Genomic DNA, 18,034 nt, shown 5'->3' with positions numbered 1-18,034 from the left:
AGCACCGGGGCGTTTTTCGTTTTCCCGGGGACGCTCGAAAACCCAAGGGACGCTCGAAGACGGAACAGGGCCCCGCGCGGATCGCGCGGGGCCCTGTTCCGTCGTGGATCAGGCCGAGGAGCGGGCCTTGAACAGGGCGCGGCGGGCCGCCTTGGCGATCTGCTTGTCGGGGTGGACCTGGGACATCAGGTCAAGCAGCTCCTCGACGTGCGCGTGCGGGATCTTCCAGATCACCTCGAGAAGACCGTTGACCATGTCGGGCCCGATGTCCCGCAGGCTGCTGACGAACTCCGAACGCCCCAGCCCGGCCGAGATCGTCCACATGTCGAGGATCAGCCAGTGGGTGTCGTCCTGGGTGGGCTCGGGCGCCCCCTCGACCCCGAGCTGGCTCAGGTGCGTCGCCGCGTACGGCCGCAGGGACGGCTGCTTGAGCGCCTCCTGCCAGGCCGGGACGGCGGCCTCGCCCAGCGTGCCCACCACGCTGGCCGCCTGCACCCGGATCAGGGCGTCGCTCTCGTCCTCGGCCGCCGCGTCGAGCAGCTCCTCGGCGGCCTTGGCCGGCTCCCTGAGCCGCATCCAGGCGGCGAACTCGGCGTCGGCCTCGTCCTCGGGCAGCTCGGCGCTCAGCGCCAGCAGCTCGTGGGCGCTCATCGACTCGATCGCGGGCCGGGCGTCGACCTCGATGTCGGCGTCGTCCACCAGGTGGACGACGCCCTCGGTGCCCAGCGGGGTGAGACGCACGGTCGTGCCCTCGACCTCGACCATGCCGTAGCCGGTCAGCCAGTCGATGGCGGGGGCCAGCGGGTCGCCGGCCGCCTCCCAGGCGTCGCCGCCCAGCTCGTCGAGGTCGGCGGCGGCCTCGGCCAGCTCTCGGGCCAGGTCGTCGCGCTCGCGCGAGCCGCCGGCCAGCAGCAGCCTGACCAGCAGGCCCCGGGTCAGGCCGGCCAGCGCCATCGTCAGGTCGTCGTCGTCGAGCTCGGGGTCGCCGTAGTCGACCGAGTGCAGGCCGAGCATCCAGGCGTCGAGGACGTCCTCGTCGTCGTCGAACGGCCACTCGGAGGTGTCGTCCTGGACGGCCACGGTGTTGCCCTCGCCCGGTTCGAGGAACTCCAGGTCGACGGCGAGGTTCCAGATGTTCCAGAGCTGCGGGACCGCCTCGGCGACCGGGCCGTCGGTCTCGGGCCTGGGCAGGCCGACGGCGGCCAGCGCCTCCTCCACCTCGGTGTCGGTGAGCAGGGTGTCCTCGCCGACGCGGCGGCCGGAGCCGACCCACAGCGCCAGGTCGCGGGCTTTGGCGACCAGCGGGGACCGGCGGGCGGCCGCGGCCAGCTCGGAGTCGGGGCGCAGCCTGATCGTGTCGAGCTCGGCCAGCTCGTCGGCGAACGCCTCGAAGTCGCCCAGGTCGCCGGTCTCCTCCTCGTCGTCACCCGCGCCGTCGTCGTCGAGCAGGTCTTCCATGAGCTCGACGAACTCGTCCTCGACGTCGTCGAGCTCGGCCTGCAGGTCGGCGAGGGAGTCGGAGCCCTTGGCGAGCCTGCCGGTCTGGGAGAGGAACGTCAGGTACGCGTCGACGGCGGGCAGCATGCCGTCGGCGGCGGCGTCGGGATCCTCCACGACCTTCGGCATGCGGTCGAGCAGCAGGTTGCGCAGGTCGGCACGCTTCCACGTGCCGAGGTCCTGCGAGAAGGCGAGACGGTGCCAGAGTGCGGCAGGCCCCACGAGCTCGGGGTCGCTTCCGGGCGCGTTGGAACGCGCCCACAGGATGAACTCTTCGAGCAGGGGTCGCAGCTCAGTGGCGGCTACCTCGATGCGATCTGTCACGCACTCAGGCTAGTGCGCCCGCGAGGCAGTCGGCCCCCGAAATACGAGCTTTCGCCGATCATGACGTGCGGCGCATGGCCTCGGTGATGCGTTCGGCGGCCGCCATGACGGGCACGGCGTGCAACCGGCCGGGCGCACGGGTGAGCCGCTCGATGGGCCCGGAGACCGAGACGGACGCGATCACCTTGCCTCCGCTGCCCCTTATGGGGGCGGACACGCTGGCCACCCCCTGCTCGCGCTCGCCGACGCTGTGGGCCCACCCGCGGCGGCGCACGGAGGCGAGGGTGGCGGCGGTGAACTTGGCGCCGCGCAGGCCCCTGTGCAGCCGGTCGGGCTCCTCCCAGGCCAGCAGGATCTGGGCCGCCGAGCCGGCCGTCATCGGCAGCGCCGAGCCCACCGGGACGGTGTCGCGCAGGCCGCTGGCCCGCTCGGCCGCCGCCACGCAGACCCGCTCGTCACCCTGGCGCCGGTAGAGTTGCGCGCTCTCGCCGGTCAGGTCGCGCAGCTGCATCAGCACGGGCGAGGCCACCGCGAGCAGCCGGTCCTCGCCGGCCGCCGTGGACAACTCCGCGAGCCGCGGCCCGAGCACGAATCTGCCCTGGGTGTCGCGGCTCACGATGCGGTGGTGCTCAAGTGCGACGGCCAGCCGGTGGGCCGTGGGGCGGGCCAGGCCGGTGGCCTGGACGAGCTGAGCCAGGGAAGCGGGACCCGCTTCAAGGGCATTGAGTACAAGAACGGCCTTGTCGAGTACTCCGACTCCGCTAGAGTTGTCCATACACCGATACTGCCGTCTCGACATATGAGAAAGCAAGTCGGAGGCAATCTCAAGGAGGAGATCATGGGCCGCACACTGGCCGAGAAGGTCTGGGAGCAGCACGTCGTCCGCCGTGCGGAGGGCGAACCCGACCTGCTCTACATCGACCTGCACCTCATTCACGAGGTGACCAGTCCGCAGGCGTTCGACGGACTCCGTCTCGCCGGCCGGAAGGTGCGCAGGCCCGATCTCACCATCGCCACCGAGGACCACAACGTCCCGACCGTGCTCGGCCCGATCTCCGACCCCGTCTCCAAGGCCCAGGTCGAGACGCTGCGCAAGAACGCCGCCGAGTTCGGCATCAGGCTGCACCCGATGGGCGACGCCGGCCAGGGCGTGGTGCACATCATCGGCCCGCAGTTCGGCCTGACCCAGCCGGGCATGACGATCGTCTGCGGCGACTCCCACACCTCCACCCACGGCGCCTTCGGCGGCATCGCGTTCGGCATCGGCACCTCCGAGGTCGAGCACGTGCTGGCCACCCAGACGCTGCCCGCCTACCGGCCGAAGACGATGGCCATCGAGGTCTCGGGCGAGCTGCCCGCCGGCGTCACCGCCAAGGACCTGATCCTGGCGATCATCGCCAAGATCGGCACCGGCGGCGGCCAGGGCTACATCGTCGAGTACCGCGGCGAGGCCGTGCGCAAGCTCTCCATGGAGGGCCGCATGACCGTCTGCAACATGTCCATCGAGGCGGGCGCCCGCGCCGGCGTGATCGCCCCGGACGAGACCACGTTCGCCTACCTCAAGGGCCGCCCGCACGCCCCCGAGGGCGAGCTGTGGGACCAGGCCGTCGAGTACTGGAAGTCGCTGCGCACCGACGACGACGCCGTGTTCGACAAGGTCGTGGAGATCGACGCCTCGACGCTGACCCCGTACGTCACGTGGGGCACCAACCCCGGCCAGGGCCTGCCGCTGGGCGAGTCCGTGCCGAGCCCCGACAGCTTCGCCGACCCGGTCGAGCGCTCGGCCGCCGAGCGCGCGCTGGAGTACATGGGCCTGACCGCGGGCACGCCGCTGCGCGAGATCGAGGTCGACACCGTGTTCGTCGGCTCGTGCACCAACGGCCGCATCGAGGACCTGCGCTCGGCCGCCGAGATCCTGCGCGGCCGCCAGGTCCGCACCCGCACGCTGATCGTGCCCGGGTCGATGCTGGTCAAGCTCCAGGCCGAGCAGGAGGGCCTGCACGAGGTGTTCAAGGCCGCCGGCGCCGAGTGGCGCGAGGCCGGCTGCTCGATGTGCCTCGGCATGAACCCCGACACGCTCAAGCCCGGCGAGCGCAGCGCCTCCACCTCCAACCGCAACTTCGAGGGCCGCCAGGGCAAGGGCGGCCGCACCCACCTGGTGTCGCCGCAGGTCGCCGCCGCGACCGCGGTCACCGGCCGCCTGACCGCCCCCGCCGACCTGTAAGGGAGAACCAGACCGATGGACGCCTTCACCACCCACACCGGTACGGCGGTGCCGCTGCGCCGCAGCAACGTCGACACCGACCAGATCATCCCGGCCGTCTGGCTCAAGCAGGTCAGCCGCACCGGCTTCGAGAAGGGCCTGTTCGCCGCCTGGCGCGAGGACCCGACGTTCGTCCTGAACGACCCCTCCTACGAGGGCGGCTCGATCCTGGTCTCCGGCCCCGACTTCGGCACCGGCTCCTCCCGCGAGCACGCCGTGTGGGCCCTGCAGCAGTACGGCTTCCGCGCCGTGATCGCCGCCCGGTTCGGCGACATCTTCCGCAACAACTCCACCAAGATGGGGCTGCTGCCGGTCGTCCTGCCCGCCGAGAAGGTCGAGGCCCTGCAGGCCGCCGTCGAGGCCGACCCGACGCTGCAGGTGACCGTCGACCTGCTGGAACGCCAGGTCCGCTGGGCCGGCGAGGTCGTGCCGTTCGAGATCGACGACTACACCCGCTGGCGCCTCACCGAGGGCCTGGACGACATCGGCCTGACCCTGCGTCACGCCGACGACGTGGCCGCGTACGAGAATGGTCGGCAGCCATGGCTGCCGACGACCGTCTAGAAGACGACGAACTGGCGCGGCGGTTGCGCGAGGCGCACCGCCGCGTCCGCATGCTCCCCGCCGCCGACAAGGAACGGGCGGCCCGCCGTTACCTGTCCATCTGCGATCTCGCCAAGCGCGATCCGGAAAGGGCGGCCGCCCGGCTCGACGCCTTTCTGGGCGCCCTCGACACGCCACGCGAGGGGGAAAACACGCAGGGTGATTGAGTTCCCCCGCGATCCCGCCTACTTTCGAGCGCGTAAGGGGTTTCTACGTCGAACTCGAGAGCTGGAACCCCGAGCCGTCACTGGGGGAGCAGGACTTTCATGAACAAGCGAGAGCTCGTCGACGCCATCACCGATCGGGTGGGCGACAAAAGGACGGCCACCGAGGCCGTCAACGCGGTCATCGAGGCCATCCAGAAGGCCGTGGCGAGCGGGGACAAGGTCTCCATCACGGGCTTCGGCGCGTTCGAGATGGTGAACAAGCCCGCCCGCACTGCCAGGAACCCGTCGACCGGCGCCGAGATCAAGGTCGCCGAGAGCTGGGCGCCCAAGTTCCGTCCCGGCTCCGAATTCAAGGACCTGGTGAACGAGGGCGGCAAGCAGATCGGCAAGAAGAAATAGTCTCAGCGGACATCACGCCCGGGCGGCCCACGCCCGGGCGTTCGCTGTTTTTCCGGGGCCGCGTCGTCATTCGGGCGCGGGAATCGGGAACGTCGACAGCGTGATGTAGGTGATCTGCCCGCCGTCGGTCGCCAGGTTGACCCGCTGCCCCGTGCGCAGCAGCAGCAGCGGCCCCGCGTCGAAGGCGCGCGTGCCGAACTCCAGCACCGTCCCGTCGTCGAGGAAGACCGAGCCGGAACGGGTGACCTCGTCGAAGCTGCGTACCGTCGCCTGCACGCCGTCCAGCCTAAGCCGACCGCCGTCCGGCGGGCGAGAGGCGGCCCGGAGGGTCACGCCCCCGGCCACAGGTCGGCGACCACCGCCGCCGTGTGCCGGCCCAGGCCCAGGGCGAGGGCCGCGCGCAGGTCGTCGGGGGTGTCCACGTCCCGCCGGAGCGAGTCGATCCCCGGCACGCACAGCTCCTTCGCGCCGCCGGCCAGGTGCTTGGCCCGCGACTCGCCGCCGAACCGCGGCGTGAACGGCCGCCCGGCCAGCACGCCGTAGAACGTCGTGCCGACCTCCTGGGCGTCCGGCACGAACGACTGGTCGAACCCGGCCGCCGCGGCCAGCGCCGTCGCCAGCTCGGCCGGTCGCAGGGCCGGCAGATCGGCCTGGAGCGCACCCACCGCCTCATCGGGCGCGACGCGTACGGCGTGGGCCGCGCCCGTGCGCAACGCGGTGTTGAGCCCGCGGTCGGGGTCGTGCACCACCTCCGCGCCCAGCGCTCCCAGCGGCCCCGCCGCGGCCGGATCGGCGGTCACCACGATCACCCGCGCCACCGCCGGGCAGGCCAGCGCCGCGGCCACGGTGTCGCAGGCCACGGCCACGGCCAGCCGCGTACGGTGGGGACCCGTCGCGGCCGCCAGCCGCGTCTTCGCCGCGACCAGCGTCTTCACCGGAATGACCAGAGACCAGCGGTTGCTCATAGGCTTAAGCATCTCGCCTCGACATCCCACGCGGCCAACCGGGAGACTTGGGGCGCACACCGTACGGGTTGGAGGAGACCATGAGCCGCCCCACGCGACCTTCGCGTTTCTGGGAGTCATTCGCCGTAGCGGTGGTCAAGCCGCTGTCGTGGCTCCTGGTCAAGAAGGACTGGCGCAACGGCGAGCGACTCCCGCGCACCGGCGGCATCATCATCGCGGCCAACCACCTGTCCTGGAGCGATCCCGTTCTGCTGTCGCACTTCCTGTTCAACAACGGCCGCTGGCCGGTCATCCTGGCCAAGGCCGCGCTGTTCAGGGTGCCCTTCCTGGGCCGGGCGCTCAACGGCCTGCTGGCCATCCCGGTCGAGCGGGGCAGCAGCGAGGCGGCCAGGTCGCTCAGCTCGTCGGCCCAGCGGCTGCGCGACGGCGCGGCCATCCTGTTCTACCCCGAGGGCACCTGCACCCGCGATCCCGAGCTGTGGCCCATGGTGGGCAAGACCGGCGCCGCCCGGCTGGCGCTGGAGAGCGGCGCGCAGGTCATCCCCATCGCCCACTGGGGCGCCCACGAGCTGCTCCCGTACGGCGCCAAGAGGCCCAGGCTGTTCCCGCGCAAGACCTTCCGCGTCACCGTCGGCCCGCCGGTCGACCTGTCCAAGTACGAGGGGCAGCCCCTGCGCGCCAGTGTGCTGCGCGAGGCGACCGCCGACATCATGGCGGCCATCACCGAGCAGCTGACCGAGCTGCGCGGCGAGAAGGCCCCGGAAACTCCCTACGATCCCGCCAGGCGGTGATGGCATGACAAAGGCAGCCGTTCTCGGCACGGGCTCGTGGGGCACCACGTTCGCCATGGTCCTCGCCGAGGCGGGCAACGAGGTCACGCTGTGGGGGCGCAGGCCGGAGCTGGTCGAGGCGATCGACAAGGACCACGCCAACCCCGACTACCTGCCCGGCGTGACGCTGCCCGAGGCGCTGCGCGCCACCACCGACCCCGTGCGCGCGCTCGACGGCGCCGACTTCGTGGTGTTGGCCGTGCCCTCGCAGATGTTGCGGCCCAACCTGACCGCCTGGCGCGAGCACATCCCGCCGAACGCGGTCCTGGTCAGCCTCATGAAGGGCGTCGAGCTGGGCACGACCAAGCGCATGAGCGAGGTGATCCGCGAGGTCGCCGAGGTGCCCGAGGAGCGGGTCGCGGTGGTGTCCGGGCCCAACCTGGCCAAGGAGATCGCCCACCGCCAGCCCGCCGCCACGGTCGTCGCCTGCACCGACGAGTCGGTCGCCGAGCGCCTCCAGGCCGCCTGCCACCTGCCGCCGTGGTTCCGGCCGTACACCAACACCGACGTGGTCGGGGTCGAGCTGGGCGGCGCGGTGAAGAACGTGATCGCGCTGGCCGTGGGCGTCTCGGCGGGCATGGGCATGGGCGACAACGTCAGCGCCATGCTCATCACCAGGGGCCTGGCCGAGATCTCCCGCCTGGGCGCCGCGCTCGGCGCCGACCCCCACACCTTCGCCGGGCTGGCCGGCATGGGCGACCTGGTGGCCACCTGCACCTCGCCGCTGTCGCGCAACCGCACCTTCGGCGAGAACCTGGGCCGCGGCATGACCCTCGCCGAGGTCGTCGCCGCCACCAAGCAGACCGCCGAGGGCGTGAAGTCCTGCGAGTCCGTCCTTGAGCTGGCCAGGAAGCACGACGTCGAGATGCCGATCACCGAGGTGGTCGTCGGGGTCGTGCACGACGGCATGTCGCCGTCGGAGGCGGGCATGCTGCTCATGTCCCGCTCGCCCAAACCCGAACGGTACGGTCTGTGAATCCGGACGCCACCGCGCGCTCGACTCGCTGTCAGGGGGACACCCCGGTAGATTCGGACGTCATGAGCAAGCCACGCGTCGCCGTCGTTTTCGGAGGTCGCAATTCTGAGCATGCCGTGTCCCTTATGGGCGCGGGCAGCGTGCTGGATGTGATCGACAGGAGTAAGTACGAGGTGATCCCGGTCGGGATCGCCCAGGACGGCAGGTGGGTGCTCGCCGCGTCCGACCAGCGGTTCGCCATCGAGGCCGGGGAGCTGCCCGCGGTCGACACCTCCGGAGCCGCGCTCGCGCTGCCCAGCGGCGGCGCCGGGCTGGTGGCCTACGACCCCGGGAGCATCCCGGTCGAGCTCGGCACGGTCGACGTCGTCTTCCCCGTCATGCACGGCCCGTTCGCCGAGGACGGCACCATCCAGGGCCTGCTGGAGATGGCCGGCGTCCGCTACGTCGGCTCCGGCGTGCTGGCCAGCGCCGTCGGCATGGACAAGGCCCACATGAAGACCGTGATGGCCGCCGCCGGGCTGCCGATCGGCCGTTACGTCGTCGTCCGCGACCGCGACTGGCGGCTCAACCGCGAGTGCGTGCTGAAGGAGGCCGAGGAGCTCGGCTTCCCGGTATTCGTCAAGCCCGCCAGGGCCGGCTCCTCGCAGGGCATCTCCAAGGCCCACGACCGCGCCGAGCTGGAGGCGGCCGTCGAGTCCGCCCGGGTGCACGACCCCAAGGTGCTGATCGAGGCCGCGATCGAGGGCCGCGAGATCGAGTGCGCGGTGCTGGAGTCGCTCGGCGACGAGCCCGCCGCCGCGTCCGTCCCGGGCGAGGTCAGGGTCGAGGGCGGCCAGGAGTTCTTCGACTTCGAGGCCAAGTACTACCCCGACCAGATGTCGCTCACCGTGCCCGCCGACATCCCGGCCGAGACCGCGGAGGAGCTGCGCGCGATGGCCGTACGGGCCTTCGAGGCGCTCGACTGCGAGGGTCTGTCCAGGGTCGACTTCTTCTACACGCCCGACGGCCGGCTGATCTTCAACGAGATCAACACGATGCCCGGGTTCACCTCGTTGTCGGTCGCGCCGCAGCTCTGGGCGGCCTCGGGGCTGTCGTACCCGCAGCTGGTCGACCGGCTGATCCAGCTCGCGCTGTCGCGCTCACCCGGCCTGCGTTGAGACGGCCCGCCCGATCGGCCCCGACAGCTCGGCCAGCACGTCGGGCGCCGCGTGGTCGCCGCCGACCGTGACCTCCACGTACGTGGGCGCGGCCACCGCGGTGAACAGGGTGGGCTTGTCCGGATCGGCGAACCAGCCCACCCCGTCGATCTCCCGGAGCTGGTCGGTCGGCGCCATCCGGGCAGGCCGCGGCACGCCGCAGCGCACCGCGATGGACGCCTCCCCCCAGACCGCCACGTACGGCGAGGCCGGCTCCGACGTGCCGCGCTCGGCGCCGTCGAGCGTCCTGGGCAGCAGGGACGCGAGCCTGTCACAGGCCGCCGCAGCCTCCCCCGAAGGCTTGGGCGGATCGACCTGTACCACGCCACCGCAGCCGGCGAGTGCCAGAAGAAGGAACAGAACGGCGGCGGCGCGCATGGAACCCAGACCTCGAATGCGTCAGATATGAACGATCGGACACGTAAGAGTACGCGTGATCCCCTCCACCGCCTGAATCTGCGCCACGACCAGCTTGCCGAGCTCGTCGACGTTGCGCGCCTCAGCGCGGACGATCACGTCGTAGGGCCCCGTCACGTCTTCCGCCTGGGTGACCCCCGGAATTCCGGAGATCTCCTCGGCAACGGCGGCGGCCTTGCCGACCTCGGTCTGAATAAGGATGTAGGCCTGCACCATCACGTCCTCCCGGGCGATTGGATCACGCCGAAGGGCCACCGTACCCTGTGTGCGTCAGGAGGTGCGTCATCACAGTCGGAGATCTCGGCGAGTTCGGTGTCGTCAATCGTATTGCCGGACGCCTGCCCCAGGGAGAGGGGGTCATGCTCGGCCCGGGTGACGACGCCGCCATGGTCGCCGCGCCCGACGGGCGGGTGGTCGTCTCGACCGATCTGCTGGTCGAGCGCAGGCACTTCCGGCTCGACTGGTCCGGCGGGCGCGACGTGGGCCGCAAGGCCGCAGCCCAGAACCTGGCCGACATCGCCGCCATGGGGGCCGTCCCGACGTCCATCGTGGTCGGGCTCGGCATCCCCGCCGAGCTGCCGGTGGCCTGGCTCGATGCCCTGACCGACGGGTTCCGCGAGGAGTGCGCGGTGGTCGGCGCGAGCGTGGTCGGCGGCGACATCACCCGGTCGGACCTGGTGGTCATCGGGGTGACCGCGCTGGGCGACCTGCGCGGGCGGGCGCCGGTGACGCGGTCCGGGGCGCGGCCGGGGCACGTGGTGGCCGTGGCCGGGCGGCTGGGGTACGCCGCCGCGGGGCTGGCGCTGCTGGCCGCGGGGGTCGCCGCGGGTTCCGGCGTGCTGGCGGAGGCGGTGACCGCCCACCGGCGGCCCTGCCCGCCGTACGAGGAGGGGCCGCGGGCGGCCGCGCTGGGCGCGAGCGCCATGCTCGACGTCAGCGACGGCCTGGTGCAGGACCTCGGGCACGTGGCCGCGGCCAGCGGCGTACGCGTCGAGCTCGATCCCGGGTCGTTCGCCGTGGGGGAGCCGGTGGCGGCGGCGGCCGAGGAGCTGGGGCAGGATCCGCTCGAATGGGTGCTCACGGGTGGTGAGGATCACGCGCTCGCCGCGGTCTTCCCTCCTGACGTACGGCTGCCGCCGTCGTGGCAGGTCGTGGGCCGGGTGGTCGAGGGGGAGGGCGTCCTGGTGCACGGCCGCCAGGTGGGACAGGGTGGCTGGGATCACTTTCGGTGATGACTTGTCCCGATTTACGTGAAATTTTCCGGATTTAGGGTAGGACTAGCGGGATTGTTGTGACAAGGACGTAGTAAAGGTGTTATGAAGATTGGCGGCCACTGTAACCGCGAGAAAGGGCAGCCATGGGCCGCCACGGCACCGGTGGATCCGACGATGGGGATGAACGGGGGAACGGCAGCGCTTTCTGGGGTCCCGACGACCCGGCCGAGGCGCCGGGCTGGCCGGCGTTGCCGGACCAGGTCGAGGTGACGGGCCAGTGGGCCCCGATGCCGCGCCGCGAGGACGGCCCGCCGCAGCGCAGCGGCAGGCAGCCCGAGCCGTTCGAGACCACGGGCGCCTTCGCCGTGCCCGCCGACGCCGCCCCAGGGTTCCCGCCGTCCGACGCCCCCTCCGGCCCCTTTCCGCCGCCGAACGGCCCCCAGTTCTCCGGCTCCCCCTACCCCGAGCCGAACGGGGCCGGGCCGTTCGAGGTGACGGGCGCGTTCGCCCGCCCGGCCGACTGGGACGCCGTCGGCCCCTCTTCCCAGCCCGACGCCACGTCCGCCTTCGGGCCGCCGCCGAGCTTCGACGCCTCCGGCCGCACCCCGGGCCCCTTCGACGCCCCCCGGCGGAACACCGGCCCGTTCGACGCCCAGGGCCCTGACAGCGGCCCGTTCGACAGGCAGCGCGGGAACACCGGCCCCTTCGACAGGCAGGGCGGCAACACCGGCCCCTTCGACAGGCCGGGCGGGAACACCGGCCCCTTCGACGCCCAGGAGCCGGGCGGCACGGCCAGGTTCGACATGCCTGGACCCGGTGGCACCGCCAGGTTCGACGTGCCGGAGCCCGGAAGCACGGCCAGGTTCGACGTGCCCGCCGGAGCCGACACCGCTTTCCATGCCAGGCCGCCGGAGCCCGGTGACGTGAAGGTGGCCGGGGAGCCGACCGCCGCGCACACGCCCGCCTGGGCGGAGGCCGAGACCGGCTTCCTGCGTTCGGGCTGGTCCTCCGACCAGGACCTCGACGACCTGGACGAGTCCGAGTCCCGTGGCCGTCGCCGCGGCGGCCGGCGCAAGTCGCCCAGGGGCGGCGGCGGTGGCGACGACGACGGTCTGAACCCGCCTGCCGGCGGCGGCAGCGGCAAGGGCAGGGGCCGCATGGCGCTGCTGTCGGTCGCCGCCGTGGCCGTCGTGCTCGGCGGCACGGTCGCCGGGGTGAAGCTCATGAGCTCCTCGGACGACCCCGGCAAGTGCGCGGACGCGAGCTGCGCCGCCGTCCACACCAGCACCAGCCCCTCCACCGCCGCGGTCTCCGACCCCGGCACGGAGGAGGAAGAGCCCTCCGAGGAGCCGACGGAGGACGAGGAGACGAGCACGCCCTCCGACGCCCCGACGACCACCGCCCCCACGGTCGGCAACCGCGCCCCGCGCCGCAGCACGGCCCCCACCCCCACGCCCACCAGGACGCGGACGAAGGCCTCGGCCAAGCCGACGCGGGAGCCGGAGCCGCCGGCCGAGGAGACGATCTCCGAGGCCCCGACCGACGACGGCACGCCCCTGGGCAACTCCGACACCGGCGTCGTCCCCACGGTGGGCAGCAGCCCCGCGCCCGCGACCACCTCCACGTCCGGGTACGGCGGCAGCGGCGGCTCGGTCAACGTGCGGCAGACGGTCAAGCAGCGGCTCACCTCGTACTCGGCCACGCTGCGCGTCACCAACCAGTCGCCGGCCCCGCTGGCGAACGCCACCTTCTCTCTCCCGGTCGAGGGCCGCGTCATGGACGTGAACGGCGGCTCCTGGACCCAGGACGGCGACCTGCTGATCATCGACCTGTCGGGCTCGCTGGCCGCCGGGGACTCGGTGAGCGTCACGTACTCGGCGACGGGGAAGGCGCAGGAGCCGGGCGCGTGCGGGCTGGTCGGCGGGGAGTGCGCGATCGGCTGAGTGCCTGCTTGGTGCCGGTCGAGTGGTTGGATGGGGTTCATGACGACCCCTCCACGTGTGCTGACCGTCGCGGGCTCCGATTCCGGAGGCGGCGCGGGCATCCAGGCCGACCTGAAGACCATGATGGCGATGGGCGTGCACGGCATGAGCGTGATCGCCGCCGTCACGGCCCAGAACTCGCTGGGCGTCCAGGGCTACTGGGAGCTGCCGCCCGAGGCCGTGCGCGCGCAGCTCGACTCCGTGCTGGGCGACATCGGGGCGCAGGCCGTCAAGACCGGCATGCTGGCCTCGCCGGTGCTGGTGGAGACGGTGGCCGAGGTGCTGGGGGCCTATGACGCGCCGGTGGTGGTCGATCCCGTCGGGGTGTCCAAGCACGGCGACTCCCTGCTCGCCCCCGAGGCCGTCGACACGCTCAGGACGCGCCTGTTGCCCGTGGCCACGGTCGTGACGCCGAACCTGTGGGAGGTGGAGCAGCTCACCTCCGTCAAGGTCGAGGACGAGGGAGACCTGCGCAGGGCCGCCGACGCCGTGCTCGCGCTGGGGCCGTCCTGGGCCCTCATCAAGGGCGGCCATCTGCCCGGCGCCCCCGTCGACCTCCTGACCGACGGCACGACCGAGCACCGCTTCGCCGCCGAACGCCTCGACAACCGGCACACCCACGGCACGGGCTGCACCCTGGCCTCGGCCCTGGCGTCCCGGCTCGCGCTCGGCGACGACGTCCCGACGGCGGTGGGGAGGGCCAAGGAGTACGTGACGGGCGCGATCGCCCGCGGCTTCCCCCTGGGCTCCGGCATCGGCCCGGTGGACCATGCCTGGCGCTGGCGCTGACCCTTGAGCCCGTCCCATGGCGGGGCGGGCCAGGGTGCGGGCACGACGAAAGCCCGCCGCTCCAGTGATCAGGAGCGGCGGGCTTCGCGAAAGACGAGAACTAGCGGGTGACCTTGCCCGCCTTGATGCACGAGGTGCACACGTTCAGCTTCTTCGGCGTGCCGCCGACGACCGCGCGGACCGTCTGGATGTTGGGGTTCCAACGACGACGGGTACGGCGGTGCGAGTGGGACACGTTGTTGCCGAAGGTCGGCCCCTTGCGGCAGACATCGCAGACGGAAGCCACGGTATCGCTCCTTATAACAGTCGATGTAGCCCTGTCCGCTGATGCTTTCCGGGCGGAGGGCATGCCGGGACAACCGGCCAGCCAGACGAGAATATCTGATCCACACCATTGGGCGCGAACCAGAGCACTGGACGGTGGCCGGTGCGGGGATATTCTCCTCCAACAAGGTAGCGCATGCGGGGAGGTCGAAGGAGCGCAGATGAAGGCCCTCGACCCGCCCGCGGTGCGCCGCTGGGCCCGCCTGGCCGCCGACGCCCTCGGCCGGGCGAGACCGGAGATCGACGCGCTCAACGTGTTCCCCGTGGCTGACGGCGACACCGGCACGAACCTGCACCTGACCATGCTGTCGGCGGCCGAGGCCGTCGAGTCCCTGCCCGACGACGTCGACGCGGCCGTGGTGTGGCAGACGCTCGCCTACGGGGCGCTGGTCGGGGCGCACGGCAACTCGGGGGTCATCGTCAGCCAGGCGCTGCGCGGGCTGGCCGAGGTGCTCAAGGACGGCTCCGACCTGCGCGCCGGCCTGGTCAGGGCGGCCACGCTCGCCAGGGAGGCCGTGGCCAGGCCGGTCGAGGGCACGGTGCTGACCGTGCTGGAGTCGGCCGCCCGGGCCGCCCGGGACGCCGACGGCGACGCGGGCGAGGTGGCCCGGCAGGCGGCGCGGGAGGCGCGGGCCGCGGTGCGCCGCACGCCGGGGCAGCTCGACGTGCTGGCCCGCAGCGGGGTCGTGGACGCGGGCGGCGCGGGGGCGGCGATCGTGCTGGAGACCCTGGCCGCCGTGCTCACCGACTCCTACAGCGACCACTACGACGTGCCGGCGCCGACCGGTCGGGTCACGCCGATGACCGAGGTGGGCGCCGGCTACGAGGTGATGTACCTGCTGGACGCCGACGAGCGCGCGGTGGCCGCGCTGCGCGACGAGCTCGACGCCATGGGCGAGTCGCTGGTCGTGGTGGGCGGCGAGGGCCTGTGGAACGTGCACGTGCACGTGGCCGACGCGGGGGCGGCCGTGGAGGCGGGGCTGCGGGCCGGACGTCCGCACCGGGTCAGGATCACGTACCTGGCCGAGCGCACGCACCGGGGCAGGGCGGGCAGGGGCGTGGTGGCGGTGGCGGCCGGCGACGGGATCGCGGCGCTGTTCGAGGAGAGCGGCGCGGTCGTGGTGCGCCGGGCGCCCGGCACCCGGCCCGCGCTGCCGGAGCTGCTGGCCGCGATCAGGCAGGCGGGCGCCGAGGTGGCCGTGCTGCCGAACGACGAGGGCGTCCTCGCGGTCGCCGTCGCGGCGGCGGAGATCGCCCGCGAGGACGGCGTGGCCGTCAGCGTCCTGCCGACCAGGGCGACCGTGCAGGGGTTGTCGGCGCTGGCCGTGCACGACCCGCTGCGCCGGTTCGACGACGACGTGGTGGCCATGACGGACGCCGCCGGCCACACCAGGTACGGACATCTGGCGGTGGCGGACAGGGAGGCGTTCACCAGCGCGGGCGTGTGCCGGCCGGGCGACGTGCTCGGCCTGATCGACGGGGACGTGGCGGTGATCGGCGGCGACCTGGAGCGCGTGGCGAGGCTGATCATCGACCGGATGGTGGCCGGCGGCGGCGAGCTGGTGACCCTGGTCACGGGCTCCGACCTGCCCGAACGGCTGGCCGTCCGGCTGGAGGACCACCTGCGGCGCACGCGGCCGGACGTCGACCTGGTCGTCTACGACGGCGAGCAGGGCGGCTACCCGCTGCTGATCGGCGTCGAGTAGCGGCGCGCACCCCTTCCGCGAGCGACTCCCAGGCCCGGCGCGGCCCTTCCACGGGCGACTCCCGGGCCCGGTGCGGGATTCCTGTCGGCCGCAGGCGGTAGAACTGGATCCCGTGAGCCGTTTCGACGAGCCCCTGACCAAAGCGCTCGACCCGAAGACCGCCAAGCTGCTGCACAGCGTGCTCGGCCTGGAGACGGTCGGCGACCTGCTGCGCCACTACCCGCGCCGCTACGCCGAGCGCGGCGAGCTGACCTCGCTCGACGCGCTGGAGGTCGACGAGCACGTCACCGTGGTCGGCGAGGTGACCAGGCTGATGCGCAAGCCCATGCGCAACCGCGGCGGCACGTGGCTGGAGGCCGAGGTCGTCGACGGCAACGGCAACCGCATCTACCTGGCGTTCTTCGGCAAGGGCTCGCACGTGGCCGAGTCGCGGCTCAAGCCGGGGCGGCGCGGCATGTTCGCCGGCAAGGTGGGGCTGTTCGGGGCGCGCTCCAAGCCGCGCTGGCAGCTCTCGCACCCCGAGTTCGAGCTGTTCGAGGAGGAGGCCGAGGCGAGCGCCGAGGAGTTCGCGTCCGCGCCGGTGCCGATCTACCCGGCGGGCAAGGACGTCACGCCGTGGGCGATCCGCCGGGCGGTCGGCGTGGTGCTCGACACGCTGGGCCCGCTCGACGACCCGCTGCCCGCCGACCTGCGGGCCAGGCACGGCCTCCAGCCGCTCGCCGAGGCGCTGGTGGCCATCCACCGGCCGAAGGACCTCGCCGACGTGGGCCGGGCGCGCAAGCGGCTGAAGTTCGACGAGGCGTTCGTGCTGCAGGCGGTGCTGCTCCAGCGCCGCCAGGCGGCCACGGCGTGGCCGGCCAGGCCGCGTCCGAGGCGTTCCGACGGCATGCTGGCCGACTTCGACGGGCGGCTGCCGTTCTCGCTCACCGAGGGGCAGGCGCAGGTGGGCGAGGAGATCGCGGCCGACCTGGCGCTGGAGCACCCGATGCACCGGCTGCTGCAGGGCGAGGTGGGCGCGGGCAAGACGGTCGTGGCACTGCGCGCGATGCTCCAGGTGGTCGACGCGGGCGGCCAGGCCGCGCTGCTGGCCCCGACGGAGGTGCTGGCCCAGCAGCACCACCGCTCGATCACGAACATGCTGGGCGAGCTGGCCCAGGGCGGCATGTTCGGCGGCACGGCGGTCACGCTGCTGACGGGCTCGATGGGCGCGGCGGCGCGGCGTGCGGCGCTGCTCGACGCGGCCTCGGGCACGGCGGGCATCGTGGTCGGCACGCACGCCCTGCTCCAGGAGCACGTGCAGTTCGCCGACCTGGGGCTGGTCGTGGTCGACGAGCAGCACCGCTTCGGCGTGGAGCAGCGTGACGCGTTGCGCGAGAAGGCGGGCGGGGGCCGTCCGCACGTGCTGGTGATGACCGCGACCCCGATCCCGCGCACGGTCGCCATGACGGTCTTCGGCGACCTTGAGGTCTCGACGCTGTCGCAGCTCCCGTCGGGGCGCGCGCCCATCACCACGCACGTCGTGCCGGCCGCCGAGAAGCCCCACTATCTCGAACGCACCTGGCAGCGGGTGCGCGAGGAGGTGGAGCTGGGCAGGCAGGCGTACATCGTGTGCCCGCGGATCGGCGACCTGGAGGGCGACGAGGGCGACCTGGCGGCGGCGGGGGGCGACGACGACCGCCGTCCGCCGCTGGCCGTGCTGGAGGTCGCCGAGCTGCTCACCCAGGGCCCGTTCCAGGACCTGCGGGTCGGCACCCTGCACGGCAAGCTCCCGCCGGAGGAGAAGGACGCGATCATGCGCTCCTTCACCAAGGGCGAGCTCGACGTGCTGATCGCCACCACCGTCATCGAGGTGGGCGTCGACGTGCCCAACTCCTCGGTGATGATCATCATGGACGCCGACCGCTTCGGCGTCTCCCAGCTCCACCAGCTGCGCGGGCGGGTGGGCCGGGGCGGCCTGCCCGGCCTGTGCCTGCTGGTCTCCGACTTCCCCGAGGGCACCCCGGCCCGCGCCCGCCTCGACGCGGTGGCCGCCACGCTCGACGGCTTCGAGCTGTCCCGCGTCGACCTGGAGCAGCGCCGCGAGGGCGACGTCCTGGGGGCGGCCCAGTCGGGCAAGCGCAGCTCGCTGAAGCTCCTGCAACTGCTGCGCGACGAGGACGTCATCAGCGCGGCGAGGGACGAGGCGGCGGCCCTGCTGGCGGCCGATCCGGACCTGGCGGCCCACGAGGGCCTGCGCGCCGAGATCGCCCGCCTCCTGGAGGACGAGAAGGCGGAGTACCTGGAGAAGACGTGAAGGCCCAGGAGAACCACGGAGCCGGTCAACGAAGGCTCGCGTAACGGCGGCGAGCCGGTGAAGGGTCAGAGGCCGTTACATGGAGGGCC

Annotated in this window: 19 protein-coding genes; 12 read left to right on the top strand and 7 right to left on the bottom strand. The window is 72.6% G+C overall.

Translation table 11 applies throughout. From position 1 onward, the window contains the following. Positions 1 to 108 precede the first annotated feature (108 nt). Both ACWEJ6_RS01405 and ACWEJ6_RS01400 read right to left on the bottom strand, forming a co-directional pair. Complete coding sequence (locus ACWEJ6_RS01405; RefSeq protein ID WP_452420495.1) at positions 109 to 1,821, bottom strand: hypothetical protein; 1,713 nt, start codon at positions 1,819 to 1,821, stop codon at positions 109 to 111. 58 nt (positions 1,822 to 1,879) lie between these two features. Next, on the bottom strand, positions 1,880 to 2,596 hold the full coding sequence (locus tag ACWEJ6_RS01400; RefSeq protein WP_352319070.1) for an IclR family transcriptional regulator: 717 nt from the start codon (positions 2,594 to 2,596) through the stop codon (positions 1,880 to 1,882). Positions 2,597 to 2,659: 63 nt separating this feature from the next. Here ACWEJ6_RS01400 and leuC point away from each other — a divergent pair, with 63 nt between their 5' ends. The 4 genes from leuC (at position 2,660) to ACWEJ6_RS01380 (ending at position 5,253) form a co-directional block, all read left to right on the top strand. After that, the gene (leuC, locus tag ACWEJ6_RS01395) at positions 2,660 to 4,045 is read left to right on the top strand and encodes a 3-isopropylmalate dehydratase large subunit (RefSeq protein ID WP_352319072.1); all 1,386 of its coding nucleotides are present in this window, start codon (positions 2,660 to 2,662) and stop codon (positions 4,043 to 4,045) included. Positions 4,046 to 4,060: 15 nt separating this feature from the next. Then, a complete protein-coding gene (gene leuD, locus ACWEJ6_RS01390) occupies positions 4,061 to 4,648 on the top strand; it encodes a 3-isopropylmalate dehydratase small subunit (protein WP_358288536.1) in 588 nt (195 codons plus the stop codon). After that, the gene (locus ACWEJ6_RS01385) at positions 4,627 to 4,854 is read left to right on the top strand and encodes an SCO5555 family protein (RefSeq protein WP_352352162.1); all 228 of its coding nucleotides are present in this window, start codon (positions 4,627 to 4,629) and stop codon (positions 4,852 to 4,854) included. Before leuD ends, ACWEJ6_RS01385 begins: the two co-directional genes overlap by 22 nt. Positions 4,855 to 4,953: 99 nt before the next feature. After that, positions 4,954 to 5,253, top strand: a complete 300-nt coding sequence (locus ACWEJ6_RS01380; protein ID WP_352352161.1) for an HU family DNA-binding protein — start codon at positions 4,954 to 4,956, stop codon at positions 5,251 to 5,253. Positions 5,254 to 5,319: 66 nt separating this feature from the next. On the opposite strand, the gene ACWEJ6_RS01375 is transcribed toward ACWEJ6_RS01380, so the two are convergent. Together ACWEJ6_RS01375 and cofC are read right to left on the bottom strand one after the other, a co-directional pair. Continuing rightward, a complete protein-coding gene (locus ACWEJ6_RS01375; protein WP_352324833.1) occupies positions 5,320 to 5,529 on the bottom strand; it encodes a hypothetical protein in 210 nt (69 codons plus the stop codon). A 53-nt stretch (positions 5,530 to 5,582) separates the two neighbouring features. After that, positions 5,583 to 6,218, bottom strand: a complete 636-nt coding sequence (cofC, locus tag ACWEJ6_RS01370) for a 2-phospho-L-lactate guanylyltransferase (protein ID WP_452420491.1) — start codon at positions 6,216 to 6,218, stop codon at positions 5,583 to 5,585. Positions 6,219 to 6,298: 80 nt separating this feature from the next. Here cofC and ACWEJ6_RS01365 point away from each other — a divergent pair, with 80 nt between their 5' ends. The 3 genes from ACWEJ6_RS01365 to ACWEJ6_RS01355 all read left to right on the top strand — a co-directional run bounded on the left by ACWEJ6_RS01365 (position 6,299) and on the right by ACWEJ6_RS01355 (position 9,181). After that, on the top strand, positions 6,299 to 7,009 hold the full coding sequence (locus ACWEJ6_RS01365) for a lysophospholipid acyltransferase family protein (protein ID WP_387671007.1): 711 nt from the start codon (positions 6,299 to 6,301) through the stop codon (positions 7,007 to 7,009). A 4-nt stretch (positions 7,010 to 7,013) separates the two neighbouring features. Beyond that, positions 7,014 to 8,024, top strand: coding sequence for an NAD(P)H-dependent glycerol-3-phosphate dehydrogenase (locus ACWEJ6_RS01360; RefSeq protein WP_352352158.1), 1,011 nt, complete (start codon positions 7,014 to 7,016; stop codon positions 8,022 to 8,024). A 62-nt stretch (positions 8,025 to 8,086) separates the two neighbouring features. Further along, positions 8,087 to 9,181, top strand: coding sequence for a D-alanine--D-alanine ligase family protein (locus ACWEJ6_RS01355; RefSeq protein WP_452420488.1), 1,095 nt, complete (start codon positions 8,087 to 8,089; stop codon positions 9,179 to 9,181). On the opposite strand, the gene ACWEJ6_RS01350 is transcribed toward ACWEJ6_RS01355, so the two are convergent. Together ACWEJ6_RS01350 and ACWEJ6_RS01345 are read right to left on the bottom strand one after the other, a co-directional pair. Next, positions 9,164 to 9,598: a DUF3515 domain-containing protein gene (locus tag ACWEJ6_RS01350; protein ID WP_452420486.1), complete on the bottom strand. Its 435-nt coding sequence runs from the start codon at positions 9,596 to 9,598 to the stop codon at positions 9,164 to 9,166. The genes ACWEJ6_RS01355 and ACWEJ6_RS01350 overlap by 18 nt on opposite strands. A gap of 21 nt (positions 9,599 to 9,619) precedes the next feature. Then, entirely contained in the window at positions 9,620 to 9,853 is a 234-nt protein-coding gene (locus tag ACWEJ6_RS01345; protein WP_125637145.1) for an Lrp/AsnC family transcriptional regulator, read from the bottom strand. 47 nt (positions 9,854 to 9,900) lie between these two features. On the opposite strand from ACWEJ6_RS01345, the gene ACWEJ6_RS01340 reads away from it, so the two are divergent. The 3 genes from ACWEJ6_RS01340 to thiD all read left to right on the top strand — a co-directional run bounded on the left by ACWEJ6_RS01340 (position 9,901) and on the right by thiD (position 13,622). Further along, positions 9,901 to 10,869 (top strand): thiamine-phosphate kinase, encoded by a 969-nt coding sequence (locus tag ACWEJ6_RS01340; protein WP_358288518.1) that lies wholly within the window; start codon positions 9,901 to 9,903, stop codon positions 10,867 to 10,869. A 125-nt stretch (positions 10,870 to 10,994) separates the two neighbouring features. Next, positions 10,995 to 12,794 (top strand): hypothetical protein, encoded by a 1,800-nt coding sequence (locus ACWEJ6_RS01335; protein ID WP_452420484.1) that lies wholly within the window; start codon positions 10,995 to 10,997, stop codon positions 12,792 to 12,794. Between the two features lie 30 nt (positions 12,795 to 12,824). Next, positions 12,825 to 13,622, top strand: a complete 798-nt coding sequence (thiD, locus tag ACWEJ6_RS01330; protein WP_364330366.1) for a bifunctional hydroxymethylpyrimidine kinase/phosphomethylpyrimidine kinase — start codon at positions 12,825 to 12,827, stop codon at positions 13,620 to 13,622. A 100-nt stretch (positions 13,623 to 13,722) separates the two neighbouring features. Here thiD and rpmB read toward each other — a convergent pair whose 3' ends face one another. Continuing rightward, on the bottom strand, positions 13,723 to 13,908 hold the full coding sequence (gene rpmB / locus ACWEJ6_RS01325) for a 50S ribosomal protein L28 (protein WP_043618345.1): 186 nt from the start codon (positions 13,906 to 13,908) through the stop codon (positions 13,723 to 13,725). A gap of 199 nt (positions 13,909 to 14,107) precedes the next feature. Between rpmB and ACWEJ6_RS01320 the strand changes: the two genes are divergently transcribed. Together ACWEJ6_RS01320 and recG are read left to right on the top strand one after the other, a co-directional pair. Then, the gene (locus tag ACWEJ6_RS01320; RefSeq protein WP_397164627.1) at positions 14,108 to 15,652 is read left to right on the top strand and encodes a DAK2 domain-containing protein; all 1,545 of its coding nucleotides are present in this window, start codon (positions 14,108 to 14,110) and stop codon (positions 15,650 to 15,652) included. A gap of 112 nt (positions 15,653 to 15,764) precedes the next feature. Continuing rightward, positions 15,765 to 17,945, top strand: coding sequence for an ATP-dependent DNA helicase RecG (recG, locus tag ACWEJ6_RS01315; RefSeq protein WP_452420481.1), 2,181 nt, complete (start codon positions 15,765 to 15,767; stop codon positions 17,943 to 17,945). The last annotated feature ends 89 nt before the right edge of the window (positions 17,946 to 18,034 follow it).

The organism is Nonomuraea sp. NPDC004702, from assembly GCF_053601695.1.
The sequence above is the reverse complement of the archived record's forward strand: the minus strand, read 5'-3'. Positions and strand labels throughout refer to the sequence as shown.

Excerpts from the sequence above, each read along its gene's own strand:
- ACWEJ6_RS01400 (WP_352319070.1), bottom strand. The coding sequence starts at position 2,596 with ATGGACAACTCTAGCGGAGTCGGAGTACTCGACAAGGCCGTTCTTGTA.
- leuC (WP_352319072.1), top strand. The coding sequence starts at position 2,660 with ATGGGCCGCACACTGGCCGAGAAGGTCTGGGAGCAGCACGTCGTCCGC.
- leuD (WP_358288536.1), top strand. The coding sequence starts at position 4,061 with ATGGACGCCTTCACCACCCACACCGGTACGGCGGTGCCGCTGCGCCGC.
- ACWEJ6_RS01385 (WP_352352162.1), top strand. The coding sequence starts at position 4,627 with ATGGCTGCCGACGACCGTCTAGAAGACGACGAACTGGCGCGGCGGTTG.
- ACWEJ6_RS01380 (WP_352352161.1), top strand. The coding sequence starts at position 4,954 with ATGAACAAGCGAGAGCTCGTCGACGCCATCACCGATCGGGTGGGCGAC.
- cofC (WP_452420491.1), bottom strand. The coding sequence starts at position 6,218 with ATGAGCAACCGCTGGTCTCTGGTCATTCCGGTGAAGACGCTGGTCGCG.
- ACWEJ6_RS01365 (WP_387671007.1), top strand. The coding sequence starts at position 6,299 with ATGAGCCGCCCCACGCGACCTTCGCGTTTCTGGGAGTCATTCGCCGTA.
- ACWEJ6_RS01360 (WP_352352158.1), top strand. The coding sequence starts at position 7,014 with ATGACAAAGGCAGCCGTTCTCGGCACGGGCTCGTGGGGCACCACGTTC.
- ACWEJ6_RS01355 (WP_452420488.1), top strand. The coding sequence starts at position 8,087 with ATGAGCAAGCCACGCGTCGCCGTCGTTTTCGGAGGTCGCAATTCTGAG.
- ACWEJ6_RS01350 (WP_452420486.1), bottom strand. The coding sequence starts at position 9,598 with ATGCGCGCCGCCGCCGTTCTGTTCCTTCTTCTGGCACTCGCCGGCTGC.
- ACWEJ6_RS01345 (WP_125637145.1), bottom strand. The coding sequence starts at position 9,853 with ATGGTGCAGGCCTACATCCTTATTCAGACCGAGGTCGGCAAGGCCGCC.
- ACWEJ6_RS01335 (WP_452420484.1), top strand. The coding sequence starts at position 10,995 with ATGGGCCGCCACGGCACCGGTGGATCCGACGATGGGGATGAACGGGGG.
- thiD (WP_364330366.1), top strand. The coding sequence starts at position 12,825 with ATGGGGTTCATGACGACCCCTCCACGTGTGCTGACCGTCGCGGGCTCC.
- ACWEJ6_RS01320 (WP_397164627.1), top strand. The coding sequence starts at position 14,108 with ATGAAGGCCCTCGACCCGCCCGCGGTGCGCCGCTGGGCCCGCCTGGCC.